13 protein-coding genes are annotated in these 15552 nt (G+C 31.5%); 3 read left to right on the top strand and 10 right to left on the bottom strand.

What is annotated here, in order from left to right:
- Positions 1-210 precede the first annotated feature (210 nt).
- Positions 211-2871 (top strand): TonB-dependent receptor, encoded by a 2661-nt coding sequence (locus ABGB03_RS13360; protein ID WP_347923073.1) that lies wholly within the window; start codon positions 211-213, stop codon positions 2869-2871.
- A gap of 75 nt (positions 2872-2946) precedes the next feature.
- Here the strand turns inward: ABGB03_RS13360 and ABGB03_RS13355 are convergent, their stop codons facing one another.
- From ABGB03_RS13355 to ABGB03_RS13340, 4 genes are read right to left on the bottom strand one after another with little or no spacing between them, the layout of a single operon-like run.
- Complete coding sequence (locus tag ABGB03_RS13355; protein WP_347923072.1) at positions 2947-6585, bottom strand: efflux RND transporter permease subunit; 3639 nt, start codon at positions 6583-6585, stop codon at positions 2947-2949.
- 20 nt (positions 6586-6605) lie between these two features.
- A complete protein-coding gene (locus ABGB03_RS13350) occupies positions 6606-7769 on the bottom strand; it encodes an efflux RND transporter periplasmic adaptor subunit (RefSeq protein WP_347923071.1) in 1164 nt (387 codons plus the stop codon).
- Positions 7770-7790: 21 nt separating this feature from the next.
- Positions 7791-9137 carry a TolC family protein gene (locus ABGB03_RS13345; protein WP_347923070.1) on the bottom strand — a complete coding sequence of 449 codons (1347 nt, stop codon included), beginning with the start codon at positions 9135-9137 and terminating at the stop codon, positions 7791-7793.
- The gene (locus tag ABGB03_RS13340; protein WP_347923069.1) at positions 9134-9748 is read right to left on the bottom strand and encodes a TetR/AcrR family transcriptional regulator; all 615 of its coding nucleotides are present in this window, start codon (positions 9746-9748) and stop codon (positions 9134-9136) included. Before ABGB03_RS13340 ends, ABGB03_RS13345 begins: the two co-directional genes overlap by 4 nt.
- 126 nt (positions 9749-9874) lie before the next feature.
- Between ABGB03_RS13340 and ABGB03_RS13335 the strand changes: the two genes are divergently transcribed.
- Both ABGB03_RS13335 and ABGB03_RS13330 read left to right on the top strand, forming a co-directional pair.
- Complete coding sequence (locus ABGB03_RS13335; RefSeq protein ID WP_347923068.1) at positions 9875-10849, top strand: polyprenyl synthetase family protein; 975 nt, start codon at positions 9875-9877, stop codon at positions 10847-10849.
- Positions 10849-11196 carry a hypothetical protein gene (locus ABGB03_RS13330; protein ID WP_347923067.1) on the top strand — a complete coding sequence of 116 codons (348 nt, stop codon included), beginning with the start codon at positions 10849-10851 and terminating at the stop codon, positions 11194-11196. The genes ABGB03_RS13335 and ABGB03_RS13330 overlap by 1 nt, the downstream gene beginning before the upstream one ends.
- Here the strand turns inward: ABGB03_RS13330 and ABGB03_RS13325 are convergent.
- The 6 genes from ABGB03_RS13325 to ABGB03_RS13300 are packed head-to-tail and all read right to left on the bottom strand — an operon-like array spanning position 11193 to position 15451.
- The gene (locus ABGB03_RS13325) at positions 11193-11633 is read right to left on the bottom strand and encodes a hypothetical protein (protein WP_347923066.1); all 441 of its coding nucleotides are present in this window, start codon (positions 11631-11633) and stop codon (positions 11193-11195) included. The genes ABGB03_RS13330 and ABGB03_RS13325 overlap by 4 nt on opposite strands.
- A gap of 31 nt (positions 11634-11664) precedes the next feature.
- The gene (locus tag ABGB03_RS13320) at positions 11665-12447 is read right to left on the bottom strand and encodes an ABC transporter permease (RefSeq protein ID WP_347923065.1); all 783 of its coding nucleotides are present in this window, start codon (positions 12445-12447) and stop codon (positions 11665-11667) included.
- A complete protein-coding gene (locus tag ABGB03_RS13315) occupies positions 12440-13147 on the bottom strand; it encodes an ABC transporter ATP-binding protein (protein WP_347923064.1) in 708 nt (235 codons plus the stop codon). The genes ABGB03_RS13320 and ABGB03_RS13315 overlap by 8 nt, the downstream gene beginning before the upstream one ends.
- Positions 13141-14376 (bottom strand): nitrous oxide reductase family maturation protein NosD, encoded by a 1236-nt coding sequence (locus ABGB03_RS13310; protein WP_347923063.1) that lies wholly within the window; start codon positions 14374-14376, stop codon positions 13141-13143. Before ABGB03_RS13310 ends, ABGB03_RS13315 begins: the two co-directional genes overlap by 7 nt.
- A gap of 4 nt (positions 14377-14380) precedes the next feature.
- Complete coding sequence (locus tag ABGB03_RS13305) at positions 14381-14818, bottom strand: nitrous oxide reductase accessory protein NosL (protein ID WP_347923062.1); 438 nt, start codon at positions 14816-14818, stop codon at positions 14381-14383.
- Positions 14819-14860: 42 nt separating this feature from the next.
- Positions 14861-15451, bottom strand: coding sequence for a hypothetical protein (locus ABGB03_RS13300; RefSeq protein ID WP_347923061.1), 591 nt, complete (start codon positions 15449-15451; stop codon positions 14861-14863).
- Positions 15452-15552: the final 101 nt, after the last annotated feature.

Genomic DNA, 15552 nt, shown 5'->3' with positions numbered 1-15552 from the left:
GCTTAAAAAATTTGATTTGCAAATTTACTAATCTAAGTCCTTATAACATATATTTTAATCTATAATTTAAGCGATAGCATTGAATATATAATTCTTAAAATTTAACTTAAATAATTATTTTATTCGTAATTATTTAAGAATATTTTTTATTAAAAATTGTTAAAACGAATATTTTATTGCAAATTAGTAAACTAATCAAAAAGATGTATTATGATACAAACAAATTATTTAAAACTTTTTTTGCTATTAATATGTATGCTTCCTCTTAGTGTTTTAGCACAAGGAACAGTTACAGGAACAGTTACAGAGGCTAGTACTGGCGATCCGCTACCAGGAGCAAATGTTATTGTAAAAGGGACAACAAATGGAGCCATTACGGACTTTGATGGTAATTTTACAATTAATGTAAATTCTTTTCCAGCTACCTTAGTTGTTTCTTCTGTAGGGTTTACAACTCAAGAAATTAATGTAAGTTCTGCACAGAACATAAATATTTCTATGCAAGATGGTGTCGCGTTGGATGCTGTCGTACTTACAGGTAACCGCTCTAAGCCTAGAACTATTCTAGATTCTCCTGTGCCAATAGATAATATCAGTGTGCAAGAATTAACAAGTGGCGGACAACCAACAATTGAGTCTATGCTAACTTTTAAAGTGCCTTCTTTTAATGCACAGTCGCAGGCAATTTCAGATGCTACAGCTCATTATGATCCTGCTGATTTGAGAGGTTTGGGACCTAGTAGAACATTGGTTTTGGTTAATGGGAAACGTAAAAACCAAAGTGCTCAAGTTTATTTAAATAGAACTCCTGGAAAAGGAGAAGTTGGAGTTGATTTAAAAAGCATCCCCACGGCTGCTATTGAGCGTGTTGAGATTTTAAGAGATGGAGCATCGGCGCAATATGGATCTGATGCTATTGCTGGTGTAATTAATATGGTACTAAAAAAAGACGCACAATATTCTACATTTACGGCTAAGACTGGTGTTACCTCTGAAGGTGATGGATTTAATTTTGCCACAGACTTCAATACAACTATGGGTTTTGGTGAAGGTGGTTTTGTGAATTTTACTTTAGGGTATTATAACCAAAGGTTAACAAATAGAGCAGGTACGCCAGGTGTTGCTGATTTACCGGGAGATGCAAGACCAAATGAAATAGAGTGGGCTCAAAACAATCCAGATCTAGGGATGCATGTAGGTCAACCAGATTTAGAAAAAGGAGATGTGTTTGTTAATATGTCTCATCCAATAGGAGAGAACTCAGAATTCTATTCTTTCCACGGATATACTTTAAGAACTGGGAGAAGCTTTGCTTATTATAGAGCACCTTATTGGAGACGTGATGTAGCTGATTCAGGATTCCTTGGGCCTACTGACCCATCAGATCCTAGTATTAATAACTTTCAAGGATATCAACCAACCTTCGAAGCTAGAATTAAGGATCATATAAATTCCATTGGATTAAAAATGGATTTAGGAGATAGTTGGAATGCGGATGCTAGTTTAACTTTTGGTAAAAACAGTGTAAGTTATACAGTAAATAATTCTGTAAATAGAGATTATCTAGCTGACCATGGAACATCACCTCGATCTTTTAATCCTGGAGGATATAGTTTAAGTAATGTGATAGGGAATTTAGATTTTTCTACAGTATTTTCTGAGATGGTTAGTGCTTCATTTGGGTTTGAATATAAAGTAGAATATTTTGATGCTTATGAAGGAAACCCATTATCATATTATGGTGCAGGATCAGATTCTTTTGCTGGAATTAAGCCAGAAGAAGCTGGGGAATGGGATAGAAATAACTTTGCAGCGTATGCAGGGTTAGATTTTGACATATCAGATGATTTATTGTTAGGTATTGCAGGGCGCTATGAAGATTTTTCAGATTTTGGAGATAATTTCTCTTGGAAAGTTTTTGGACGTCAAAAATTAGGAGAAGATGGTACAATCAGAGCCTCTTATAGTACAGGTTTTAGAGCACCAACATTGCACCAACGTCATTTAACAAATAGCCAATATATTATTGTTGCTAGCTCTCCAGAGCCATTATTACAAGGAACTTTGGCAAATAACAATCCAGCAGTTGAAGCATTAGGTGTTCCAAATTTATTCGCAGAAACATCAAAAAACATTGCTGCAGGGATTACTTATAAGTTTGATAGAAATTTTTCAGCATCCTTAGATTTTTATCAAATTAAGGTGGATGATCGTGTATTATTTTCTTCTCAAATCGGTGCTGATTCTGATGATACTACAACTAATCCAGTGGAACAAATTCTTGAGGATAATGGTGTAGTTGCAGTACAATTTTTTATAAATGCTGGAGACACTAAAACTACTGGAGCCGATTTTGTTTTAAATTATAGAAATATAGATATGGGAGGAGATGGTAAATTACATGCTAATTTAGCCGCTAACTTTAATAAAACGACAATTGATGCAATTAATACTCCTGCAGCTTTAGCAGCAAATGGGTATGATATTTTTGCTAGAATAGAAAAAGGTTTAATTACAAGTGCTAGGCCTAAATCTAAAATAATTTTTGGATTAGATTATGAATCTGAAAAAGTTAACGTAGGTCTTTATAATACATTATTTGGAAAAGTAACTATTACCTCTCCTAATGGTGCAGAGTTTGATCAAGAGTTATCTTCTAAAATGGCAACAGATTTAAGTTTGAGCTATAATTTTACAGACAAGTTAAGTTTAACAGGAATAGTTAACAACCTTTTTGATGTATACCCTGATGTTACTGAAGCATCTACAGGAACAGCACAAGCAGGAAGTAGGTTTGTATACTCGTCTGAGGTACAACAACTAGGTCAATTAGGAACAAACTTTAGTATTGGTTTAAATTATAGATTTTAAAATCTAATTATATAAATAAAAAAAGCCCTCAACATTTAATGAGGGCTTTTTTATTAAGCTAAAATTTTATTAATATTAATTACTGGCAAATCTAATCTTAGCTCTATTAAGTAAATAAAACATTACTGGAACAATAACCAAGGTTAAAAAGGTTGCAAATGTTAAACCATAAATAATGGTTAACGACATAGGCTTCCAGAAAATAGTATTATCACCTCCTAAATAAATTTTTGGATCAAACTCAGTAAATAAAGAAAAGAAATCAATATTTAAGCCAACTGCTAATGGGAATAACCCTAAAATTGTTGTAATAGCTGTCAACATTACTGGACGTAAACGAGCACGACCTCCTTCAACAATAGCATCTCTGTATTGCTCTCTAGTTAATAAACTTTCTTCGTCTTGACCTAATTCTATTTTCTTTCTATCTATTAATAACTGTGTATAATCAATAAGCACAATAGCATTATTTACCACAATTCCAGCAAGTGCAATAATTCCCATCATGGTCATAATGACCACGAAATCATTTCCAAATATTACCATTCCAAAAAGCACACCTATAAAACTCAATATTATAGCTCCAAATATGATTATAGGTTTACTAATTGAATTAAACTGAGCGACAATAATCAATAGAATAAGTGCTAATGCAATAGCTAATGCTTTACTTAAAAATGCCATGTTTTTAGCTTGTTCTTCTTGTTCGCCAGTAAATTGATAAGAAACACCTTGAGGCAATTTATAATTGGTCATTAAACTCTCAATTTTACCAACAATTTCAGTAGCATTATAACCTTCAAGAGCATTAGAATATACTGTTATAACTCGTTTTAAATCTTTACGTTTGATAGAACTAAATGTGGCAATATTTCGCTTATTAACAACAGATGAAATTGGAATTTTCTTTAGCTTCCCATTGTTATCTCTAAAAGTAACCGATTGATTAAACAACGCACTTTCGTTATATCTATTTTCATTATTAAATCGAACGTAAATATCGTAATCATCTTCTCCTTCTTTGTATGTTGATGCATCAAAACCATAAATTGCTTGTCGCAATGTTTGCCCAACCATAGCAGTACTTACACCAAGTTCACCAGCTTTTTTTCTATCAACAAAAACTTCCATTTCAGGCTTGTTTTGATTAACATCAAGTTTTAATTCTTCAATACCTGGAATATTATTTTCGTTAATAAAGCGTTGAATATTTTCGGCTTCGATTAACAATTTATTGTAGTCATCACCTTTTACTTCCATATTAATTGCATAACCAGCAGGTGGACCATCTTGATTTTTATCAACTATTACTGAAACACCAGGATACCCTTGGACAGCTTTTCTCATAGCAGTTAAAACATCATTACTACTTATAGCATTTCCATTTTCATCAACGCGATATTTAAATTCTCTAAATAATACTGTGACCTTACCTTTATGAGGCATTTCGTTTTGTCCTCCACCATCAGTTTGCGGATTTCCAGCACCTTCACCAACTTGTGAGATGATAGATTCTGCCATATAATTATAAGGTTCTCCACTTTTTTGATAAGAGAATTTATCTAAGGTTTCAATAACTTTAGCTTCAATATCTTGTGTAATAGCATTAGTTTTTGATATATCTGTTCCTTCTGGATACTCGATATAAACAATCGCTTGATTTGCTTCATTCTCAGGGAAGAATAACACGTTTGGCTGTTTAGCTCCAAAAACAATAAATGATAAGATTAGCAAAAAGAATGTTCCGAAGAAAAATTTATAGGCATTGCCTCCTTTTAAAGAAAAATTCAAAAAGTTTTTATAACTATTTTCTAACTTTGGAAGCCATTTGTATTGAAATTTGTTTGACAAAGGTAGTAGGAAATATTTGTGAAGCCATAAAATAGCAGCTAAAACAATAAATAAGTTTCCAAAACCAAATAATGCTTTTGGGCCTCCGGTAAAACCAATTACAGAAAAAAGAACTCCAACGCTAAATATAGCCAAACCTTTTTTTAAGAGGCTAGTTTTATCACGCTTCAACCAACCATAAAAGCTTAATGCTATTCCTGTTAAAACTGCTATTGGACCAATTGCCATAAAAATAGCGTTTGTTTTTAATAAAGCAGAGACAATAAGTAAAGCGCCAAAAATTAGTAGTGCTGCACTAATTTTTATCAAAGACTTTCGTTCCATTTCTACCTCTTCGGTTTTCATAAATACTGAAGTTAACATCGAGTTGATAATAAGAGCAACAAACAATGAAGATCCTAAAACAGTTGCCAATGTTAATGGGAAATAAATCATAAATTTTCCCATAATTCCAGGCCAAAACCCTAAAGGTAAAAACGCTGCTAATGTTGTTGCTGTAGATGCTATAATTGGCCATGCAATTTCACCTACTCCTTGCTTCGCTGCTTCTAAACGTGGAACACCTTCGTCCATCAAACGATATACGTTTTCTACAACCACAATTCCATTATCTACAAGCATACCTAATCCCATAACCGTTGCAAAAAGAACCATGGTATTTAATGTAATGTTCATTCCCATAAAGTCCCCAAAAATAGGTAATACCAAAAATGACATCATTATTGATAAAGGGATTGCAATACCGACAAAAATGGCATTTCTAAACCCTAAAAAGAACATTAAAACTCCAACAACCAAAAGTACACCAAAGATGATACTGTTTTCTAGTTCAGAAACTTGTGCTTCGGTTCTGGTGGATTGGTCGTTTGTAATAGAAATGTTTAAGTTGTCCGGAATATAATTCCCCACAGCTTCATCTAAAATAACCTTGATTTTTTCAATAGCAGTAATCATGTTTTCGCCACTTTTTTTCATGATGCTTAGCATAACAACAGGTTTTGCATATTCACGAGCAAAGGTGGTTCTATCTTTTTCTCTAAAGTTCACATTAGCAACATCACGTAGTAATATACGTCCTCCATCATTTTTTACAACTATGTTTTGCAAATCTTGAGGGTCTTCAATCTCACCTAACACACGAATGTTGCGTTGCATACCATTTTGCAATACATTGCCACCAGAAATGGTCACATTTTCAGATTGAATGGCTCCAATAATATCTCCAAAACTTAGATTGGAGGCATTCATTTTAAAGATATCTACAGCAACTTCAACCTCCTTGTCTTCAGCACCTAAAATTTGTGCTTCTTTTATTTCATGAAGTTCTTCAATTTCATCTTGTAATAATTCAGCAAAATCTTTTAGTTGTTCAGATGTAAAATCACCAGTCAGGTTAATGTTGGCAATTGGCATCATTTCAGACATATTTAAATCAAATGCATTAGGTTCAACCTTTACGCCTCCATCAATTGTTGGCCAATCTTGTTGAGCTTTTACATTGTCAATTTTATCTTTAATTTTTACTTTGGCTTCATCTGGTGTTATATCTTCTTGAAATTCTACCTGAATAGAAGAGAAGTCTTGAACAGATGTAGAAGTAATTTTTGTAACGCCTGTAATATCATCGAAAGCCTCTTCAAGAGGTTTAGTAATTAGCTTTTCAATATCTTCAGCAGCATTTCCGGGATTTATAGAACTGACATAAATTTTAGATTCTATAATCTCTGGGAATGATTCTCGTGGTAAACTGGAATAGCTCATTAAACCACCAATTAAAATAATCGCTATGATTACAAAAACGGTTTTCCTGTTGTCAATTGACCAAGAGGAGAGTCCGAAATATTTAACCTTTTTATTTTCCATAGAGTTGGTTAGTTTAGTGATTATTGAATTTTTACATTTAGACCATCCCTCATAGTTATGGCACCATCTTTAACTATGCTTTGTCCAGCTTCCAATCCGCTTAAAATCTCGATAAAACCTTTATAAGATTTTCCTGTATCTACTTTTGTTTTAACTACTTTAGCCTCATTATTATCAATATTACTGATGATGTAAACAAATTTTTCTCCTTTGGCGTTTTCTTGAATCACATTATCAGGAATAATTAAAGCATTCTTTTTTGAATAATCATTGATTTCTAAATTAGCTACTAAGTTTGGTTTGATTTGTAAATCTTTATTTGGAATAGCAATTTCAATTTCAAAGGTTCGGTTGTTTGGGTTAATGAAGTTACCAACTTGTCTTACTTTACCTTCAATGCTTTTTCCTAACGATGAGAACCCAACATTTACTGAAGTTCCTTTTTTAATAGTTCCTAAATAGTTTTCAGGAATAGAAGCTTTAACAAACATATTCTTTAAACTCACAATACGCATTAATTGACTACCACCTGGAGAAACTACTTGACCTTGATCTGTAATAACTTCATCAATTGTTCCTGAAAAAGGAGCTCTTACTGCCGTTTTACCAACTTGTGCTTGCATTTGTTTTACAGAATTTTCAAGACCTTCCATACTAGCTTTGGCTTGTAGATACTGAATTTCGCTACCAATTTTTTGTTCCCAAAGGCGTTTTTGTCTTTCAAAAGTTGTTTTAGCTAACTCGTATTGAGTTTGCATTTGTGCTAACTGACTTGACATACCTCCATCATCAATACGAGCTAAAAGCTGTCCTTTTGAAACATGCTGTCCTTCTTTAACATATACATTAGTTAGAGTGCCAGAAAATTCAGGATAAATAATTAAGTTTTCTTTGGTGTCAACATCTCCTTGAATATCAATATAATGGTTAAAAACAGTATCCTTTACTGCAAAAGATGTTACTAATGGTAGACGCTTAAGTGTGTCTTTTTCTGAAATAGCAACCTCTAATGTGCCTAAAATTTTTCCAATGCTATCATAAGATTTTAAGATTTCATCTTTTTTTAATTTCATATTGGTAAGATTACCTTCTTCGATGACACCTTGAACAGATTTTGTGTTTTTCTCACCTCCACATGAGGACAAAACAAGAACTAAGATTAATAATGTGAATATATGTTTCATTTTTTTAATGTTTTAGGTTGATTAATTTTTTGGTATTTCATTAAGTACAGTTTCTAAAGCTGCTTTTTTATTGATTACATCGAGCATAGCTTGAAGTAATTCTTGTTGTGCTGTATATAATTGTGTTTGCGCTTGACGTAACTCAAAACTTGAGCTGATACCTTCAAAGAATTTAATCTCATTTTTCTTTTCAATACGTTCTGCAAGACCTAAATTATTTTTTTTGTTCTTATAATCTTCAATTGCAAATTTATATTCGCTTTTTGCAGTTTCAATTTGCAGTTTCAATTTTTGCTCTGTTTCAGTTAAATCGTCCTTTGCTTTTTCTAGGTTGATTTTTGCTCGTTGTGTAGCAGCGTTTCTCATGCCAGAACTAAAAATAGGAATATTCATACTTACACCAAGTAATGATGATCCAAACCATTCTTGTGAGTTTTTTAAAAATTGAAACTTATCATTATTGCCAGAATAGCCTCCATTAATAAAAGCGTTTAAGGTTGGTAGTGCTTTGCTTTTTTCTAATTTTAGTAATAATTCTTTTGAGACTTTATCGTTTTCAGCAATTTTATAATCGATGGTTTGTTCAATATTTTCATTGGCATCCAATAAACTAACAACCATATTTTCGGATGTTAGGCTACTTAAATTATCAGTAAGTTTAATGTTTGCATCTAAGTCTATGCCTAAAGTAATATTTAGCATTTTGTAAGCTAAAGTTTTTAAACGTTCGGTATTGGATAAATTACTTTTAATACTTGAAAGAGTTATTTGTAATTGCTCAACGCTTTCTTCTTCACCAAGTCCGTTTTCGTAAATTTTTGTGGTTTCATTTAGGTTTTTTTCAAGAACAGCAATATTTCTTTCTAATATATTTACACTCTCTTCAGATAGTAGAACATTTCCATAAGCATTAATAACCGCTTTTCTAACTTCCAAATCTGTTTTTTCTTTAGCATTTTTAGATATTTCTAAAAACACTTTTGCAGATTGTAAGCCTACTAAATAAGAACCATCAAATATTTTCTGGTTTAAGGTAGCTGTTGCATTCATGGTTTTTTTGGTACCAAAAGCGACTTCCGTAAACTCTCCAGGATTTCCACCGAAGAACTCTGCAGGAATAAGAGATATTTGTTGTTTTAACCAATGGTTATAGTCTATAGATGCGCTTATTTGTGGTAAACCAGAAGCAATAGTCTCCCACTTTTGTTGTTTAGCTGCTTCAATATCTCGTTGTGCATTCTTAGCGGTTCGGTTGTTTTCAAGAGCATAATCTATGGCTTGTTGTAAACTTAATGTTTGAGGTATTTCTTGAGAAAAACCTCCAACGTAAATTGCTAAACTAAAAATAGTTAAGATTGTTTTCTTCATGAGTTTAATGATTGATTTTTTTGTATAGTAGTATTTAATATTGCTAGACCTTTGTTAGTGCAAATGCCTCGTAAATGATATTCTAAATAATTATCTAGAAGCATGTTCACAGAAAATTTCTTTTTTGAAAAAAGATCTTCATCTTTAATTGCAAGAATACCGTTGAAATAAATTCGAGTTATAAAATCTACATGTATGGTATCTCTATAAATTTTGAGTTTTATACCACGTTTTAAGTTTGCATTAACGCATTGATACATCACATCAAATTGTTTTCCTTTGAGGGTATTATAGATTTTTGGATAATATTTTTGTAATTGATATTGAGGAGACGATTTTTCATCTTTCAAATGCTCAGAAACAAAGCGTTTTATATCGTAAATTTCTTCAATAGGATTTTTTTCTAAAGCGCAAATAGCGTCTATTCCATAAGAAATTATGTTAAATAAGGATAATGTTGTTGCTTCAACTAATTTTGTTTTATTGTCAAAATGTTGGTAAATGGTTTTTTTGGAAATTCCTAAAGCATTAGCAATATCGTCCATTGTAACGCTTTTAAAACCATAGCTTAAAAATAAATCAGCCGATTTATGTATTATCTTTTCTCTCATAATAAGGCGCAAAAATACAAGAGGAAACTTTAAAAACCTAAAAAGTTTCCAAAGTTTTAATAATTATTTAACATTGGATTTATCAAGTGTGCCTTTTATTATTTTGAATTGCTTTATTTTTGCGCCATGTTATCTATAGAACAATACCAAAAGGCGTTTGTGAAATATTTGAATGATTTTGCTACTCCAAAAACTCCTCATAGTTTGTATGAACCTATTCAATATATTCTAGGTTTAGGAGGAAAACGTTTACGTCCAGTACTTACTTTAATGACTACAGAAATTTTTGATGAGAGTTACAAAATATCTTTAGATGCTGCATTGGCAGTTGAAGTATTTCATAATTTCTCGTTAGTTCATGATGATATTATGGATGATGCACCTTTAAGAAGAGGCCAACGAACCGTTCATGAAAAATGGGATTTAAATACTGGAATTTTATCTGGTGATGCAATGCTAATTCTTGCCTACCAATTGTTTGAAAATTATGAAGGCAATAGATTTAAATCATTGGCAAAGTTGTTTAGTAAAACTGCTATTGAAGTTTGTGAAGGACAGCAATATGATATTGATTTTGAAACACGGAATGATGTTGATATTCCGGAATATCTTAAAATGATCGAATACAAAACAGCTGTTTTAGTTGGTGCAGCAATGAAAATGGGAGCTATTGTTGCCAAAGCTTCAAGTGAAGATCAAGATAATATTTATGAGTTTGGGAAAAACCTAGGAATAGCATTTCAATTACAAGATGATTATTTAGATGCCTTTGGAGACCCAGAATCGTTTGGGAAGCAAGTAGGAGGGGATATTATTGAAAATAAAAAAACCTATCTTTTTTTAAAGGCACTTGAGTTGTCAGATACACAAAAAAAGACCGAATTATTACAATTCTATAATAATTCTTTGTCAAATAATGATGATAAGGTAACTAGAGTAAAGCAAATATTTGATGCTAGCGGTGCCTCTACAGCAATAAAAGAAATTATAGAGAGTTATACTGAAAAAGCATTTAATGTGTTAGAATCCATAAGTATATCATCAGAGAAAAAAGAGTTATTAAAACAGTTTGGGACTGCATTAATGAATAGAAACGTATAATGTTACTTCCTAATAATTTTGAAGAATTAATTGCTCTAGCTAATGATGAAAACTTATATAGTAAGCTTATAAAACAGCTTAATAAGGATTTTTTATTGGCAAGTATTGACCTCGATTTTGATGAAACTATTTTACCAACAAGTCTTAAATTTTTATTGCACGAAACTGTATTTAAGTTAATACAGGAGAAATTCGCGGAGTATTTAAACCTATTGTATATTATTGATGTTCCAGAGCATAAAATAAAACAACTTGACGGAAGCGATATTGTGTTATTATCGGAGCAGGTTACGTTTTTAATTTTGCTTCGTGAGTGGCAAAAAGTGTGGTACAGACATAAGTACTAAAGGCTAAAATGCTCAAAATACTTTTTGATTAGATAATCTAACTTTTCTACCGAGACTTGTTTTGCTTCAATATTAACATTGGTTTCCTTTAGAGTAGAAATTTCATCTAACATTGGAACCAAAACAACGTGCAACTGGTCGTGAGGTTCGCCTTTCATAGAGCATTTTTTAATAATAACACTTGTTTCTTTAGATAAAGTTTCGCCTAATACTATATACTCCTTGCTAGTTTTAGATTTAAAATTCTTAATGATTGCATCCATATTTTTTAGACCATCATGTGTTTCAAGGTTAACAATCCATTTATTCCCATTATCTAATCTTAATTCTGATAAGTCAATATTTGTTAGAGTCTCATTACTTCTTTTATTTTCTCCATTTTTGCAACTAGAAAAAAGGAAAGCAAAAACAATAAATGTTAAGATTTGTGTTTTCATAGATATGTTATTTAATATTGACAATATACTTTTAAAAATCTTTCTTTTTTGATTTTGCCGAAATTCTCCACACTGGCAACATTACCCAAATTATTAATACTATAAAAGAAACAATGAGTCCAAAATTCGTTCCGAAAAATTGTTTAAACACAGCTCCTGTATAACCTAGTAAAGCTGAAATATCTAGCTTCAATAAAATAAGTGTTCGCGATAAATCTATTGGGTTTAGCATGGTGCCAACAAGAGATAATTTATCAAGGGGATAATCTTCAAACATAATTAAAGTCATTAAAAAGATCCCATCATAAATAATAGCTAAGAACAGCCATAGCAAAATGGCATATCCAAACCCTTTAATTTTGTTTTCATTAGACAAGGCAATATTAAAAGCCAAGGCTGTAAAGATTAAAGTGAGAAATGTTCCAGTAATTAGTAATAGTGAAAAATCCCAAATGGCACTACTCTCAAATAAACCATAAAACACGAATGGAATACCTAAACCTAAAATCAAACTCATAGAAAGTGATAAAGCGACTCCTAAATATTGTCCTAAGAAAATGGACGAACGTTTTAAGGGTTGTGCTAATAACAATTCGGTAAATTCTCTAGAGTTGTAGTAGTACATTACGCCAAAAATGGTGCCTATCAACGGTACAAGAACAATAATAACATTCATTAAAGTTATGACTGCTTTAGATAAGTCGTTGTTTAAAAATAAGAGGATAATCCCAAGCAATAAATAAAATGCAAAATAGACATAACTCCAGCGACTGCGCATTAAATCGTAAAAACTATATTTTAATATTTTAAGCATGATTATCGGTTAATATAGACGCAATAGCATGTTCAAAATCTGGTTGCTTGGTCTTGGTTTTTAAATCTTGAATGGTTCCTTTAAAGTATATTTTGCCTTCTAATATGAAAACAATTTCATCAGACACTTCTTCGACAAAACTCATAATATGTGATGTAATTAATATGGTTTTTCCTTTTGCTTTTTCGACTTGAATTAAATCTTTTAACCTAATAAGCGAAATAGGATCCAAACCAGTTGTTGGTTCGTCTAAAATTATTAATGGACTATCAAACATGAAGGTTAATACAATATTTACTTTTTGTTTTGTTCCTCCTGATAGGTTACCTAGTTTTTTATCTAAAAAAGGTTCAAGCTTAAACAATTCTATTAGGCGTTCATCTTCAGTAGTATTTTTACGTAAATCCTTAATCATTTTGATTAATTCTTTAACTTTTAAATTGCTAGGGAAATTAGCTATTTGAGGCAGGTAATCAATTTTATGTCTATAGTCTGAATTCTTTTTAATATTATTTCCTAATACTTCTATGTTGCCTTTATTGGGAATGACCATTCCCAGAATAGATTTAATCAAAGTTGTTTTCCCAGAACCATTTGGCCCTAATACTGCAAATATTCCTCCTTCATTAATATTTAAATCGATGCCTTTAAGCACTTGATTTTTGCCAAATTTTTTATGTAAATTTTGAATAGTTACCATGTGTTTTTTTTAATTGAAGGATTGTTGTCCATTAAATTATCTGGTGTAAAAACTGGGGATACTTTTTCAGAAAAATCCATAATATCAATAAACATACTTCGTAGTAAAATTATAGTTTCTGGTGTGCGATTTACAATGTATGAAAACAATTTTACAGGACGATATGGTACATCACCAATACCATTTTTATCAAGATCGTAACCTGTGTAATTACTCCAATAATTTCTATCAAAAACATTATCGTTTACCTTACTGTTGTAAGCAATATCAAAAGAGTTGTACAAAAAATTATTTTCAATAAAACTATTGGTATAACAAGCACCACGTACTTTAATTGCCCAACCGTTGTTTTTAAAATCATTATTTTTATAGATAATCCTGTTAGAGCCTTCTATATTGATGCCTATGGTATTTTCTTCAAATGTATTTCCAATAATTTCGGCATCGTTAATTTCTTTTAAGAGCATACCATAGGAAGCAGTTCCCCAATTTTCTTTAAAGGTATTGTTGAGCATTTTTATTTTTTTGGAAAACATCACAGCTACTCCTGCACCATTATTTTCAAAAGTGTTGTCTTGATAAATATCGTCGTTAGAGAACATAAAATGCAAACCATACCGAAGATTTTGGGCACTTACATTATTTTTAATTAAACAATCATCCGAAAACTCCAAATAAATACCATCACGAACATGCTCGACGTAATTATGCTCTACTGTAATGTGATTGCTATACCAAAGCTGTATGCCATTACCAGAATTATATTCTTCTTTAGCATCTCCAATTATTTTATTATGATATATTTTCCCGTAGTTAGATTTTTCAATGTATATACCAAAAAAAAGTTTTTCTAACACTAAATTCTGAATCACAAAATTTTTGCTTTTACGCACACGAATTGCAGCATAATCCTCTGTATAACTTGTACCAACATTGATAATAAATAAACCGTCAACTGTTACATTATCTGAAATAATGGTAATGATCTCTCCTTTTAACTCACCGTCAATTACTGGGTAGTCTTTGCCAATAATGGTTATTGGTTTGTCAATGATAATATCATGCTCCTTATATGTGCCTTTTTTTACTGTTATTGTGTCAAAGTCTTTGGCTTGGATAATGGCATCTTTAAGTGTTGAAATTGGACACGTATTACATATCTCAATGTTTTGTGCACTACTTTTTTGAGCCAATAAAATGACTGTTAAAAAAACAAATAATTTATTCATGAAATTAATTGTTTAAATGAGCTAGTAGTTCCTCCCAAGTATATAACTCACCACCTTTATCAGATTGCATTTTTTTAGCATCAACTTTATTTTTAAAGGCAGATAAAAAAGCTCCCATTGGACTTGGAATATTTTTACTAATTAAAAAAGTAGCTTGAGTAGCATCTATTAGAGCTTCTGGCTCTGTATAATTGTTCGATAAATATAGTTTTACTTCGGATGAGTCAAATTCATCCATAGAGTTAACCATACACTCTGTTGCATCAAATTTGTAGACCTTTCCTTTTTTTGTTACAATTTCGGCGGCATGAACTTTATCTACAATAGTCATCTTACAAAAATGACAACCATCGCTACCATAATCTATAGCTTTAGGTGACACATTACAGCTAAAAAGAATCAGCAATAATGCAGCAATTAAATAGTGTTTTAGTGTTTGCATTTTTTAGTGTTTTTAGTGTTTTGTCTTTCCCTCTCTACATACTTAAGGTTTTTTATGGGTTTTCTTACCAACAAGATACGCAAAAAGTGATGCTGCAATACCAAGTCCTAAAAAGTAAGCTCCTAATCTTGGATATGAATGTGCCCTAAAATTTAGAATATCTTTAGTGCCAAATAATGGAGGTTGAAAGCCCATTTGTGAACCATCTGGATTGGTAAATTTCATAATAGCTTTAGGGTCTAAATTATGACCATAATCATGTTCCCAAATATAAAAATCATATAATCCAGCACTACTTAATACCATCATTAAAATAAACCAAAACAAAAACCATTTGTAATTTCCTTTAAAAGCTATAATTAGTCCTATTAATGTTGTAATAAGGATTCCTGCAGGAAATATTTTAAATTCTGGTATAGCATCTGGAATGTATTTCATACCAACATAGTGATTCATTAAATTGATGTTTTTAATGTCGTGGGGATTAACGTCAGAAAAATCATTAATATGAATATACATACCTAATGGTGTCGGATATTGTGGTGCTTCTAGCGTAATTTTCCAAAGAGGAAATAAGAATAATCCTAATGGTAATATTGCGGCAAGCAACATGATGATATTTGATTTTTTCATCTTTTTAAATCTAAATTATTGGTACTATATTTTTAAGCTCTAGCTTTTGGGGAATATTAGTGTTTAAAAAGAAAGGCGAGAGCGAAAAGACAGCTCTCGCC

It is taken from the genome of Pontimicrobium sp. SW4 (genome assembly GCF_039954625.1).
In the GTDB taxonomy this organism is placed as follows: domain Bacteria; phylum Bacteroidota; class Bacteroidia; order Flavobacteriales; family Flavobacteriaceae; genus Pontimicrobium.
This window is presented reverse-complemented; position numbering and strand designations above follow the sequence as displayed.

Coding starts and splice junctions, on each gene's coding strand:
- ABGB03_RS13360 (WP_347923073.1), top strand. CDS start 211: ATGATACAAACAAATTATTTAAAACTTTTTTTGCTATTAATATGTATG.
- ABGB03_RS13355 (WP_347923072.1), bottom strand. CDS start 6,585: ATGGAAAATAAAAAGGTTAAATATTTCGGACTCTCCTCTTGGTCAATT.
- ABGB03_RS13350 (WP_347923071.1), bottom strand. CDS start 7,769: ATGAAACATATATTCACATTATTAATCTTAGTTCTTGTTTTGTCCTCA.
- ABGB03_RS13345 (WP_347923070.1), bottom strand. CDS start 9,137: ATGAAGAAAACAATCTTAACTATTTTTAGTTTAGCAATTTACGTTGGA.
- ABGB03_RS13340 (WP_347923069.1), bottom strand. CDS start 9,748: ATGAGAGAAAAGATAATACATAAATCGGCTGATTTATTTTTAAGCTAT.
- ABGB03_RS13335 (WP_347923068.1), top strand. CDS start 9,875: ATGTTATCTATAGAACAATACCAAAAGGCGTTTGTGAAATATTTGAAT.
- ABGB03_RS13330 (WP_347923067.1), top strand. CDS start 10,849: ATGTTACTTCCTAATAATTTTGAAGAATTAATTGCTCTAGCTAATGAT.
- ABGB03_RS13325 (WP_347923066.1), bottom strand. CDS start 11,633: ATGAAAACACAAATCTTAACATTTATTGTTTTTGCTTTCCTTTTTTCT.
- ABGB03_RS13320 (WP_347923065.1), bottom strand. CDS start 12,447: ATGCTTAAAATATTAAAATATAGTTTTTACGATTTAATGCGCAGTCGC.
- ABGB03_RS13315 (WP_347923064.1), bottom strand. CDS start 13,147: ATGGTAACTATTCAAAATTTACATAAAAAATTTGGCAAAAATCAAGTG.
- ABGB03_RS13310 (WP_347923063.1), bottom strand. CDS start 14,376: ATGAATAAATTATTTGTTTTTTTAACAGTCATTTTATTGGCTCAAAAA.
- ABGB03_RS13305 (WP_347923062.1), bottom strand. CDS start 14,818: ATGCAAACACTAAAACACTATTTAATTGCTGCATTATTGCTGATTCTT.
- ABGB03_RS13300 (WP_347923061.1), bottom strand. CDS start 15,451: ATGAAAAAATCAAATATCATCATGTTGCTTGCCGCAATATTACCATTA.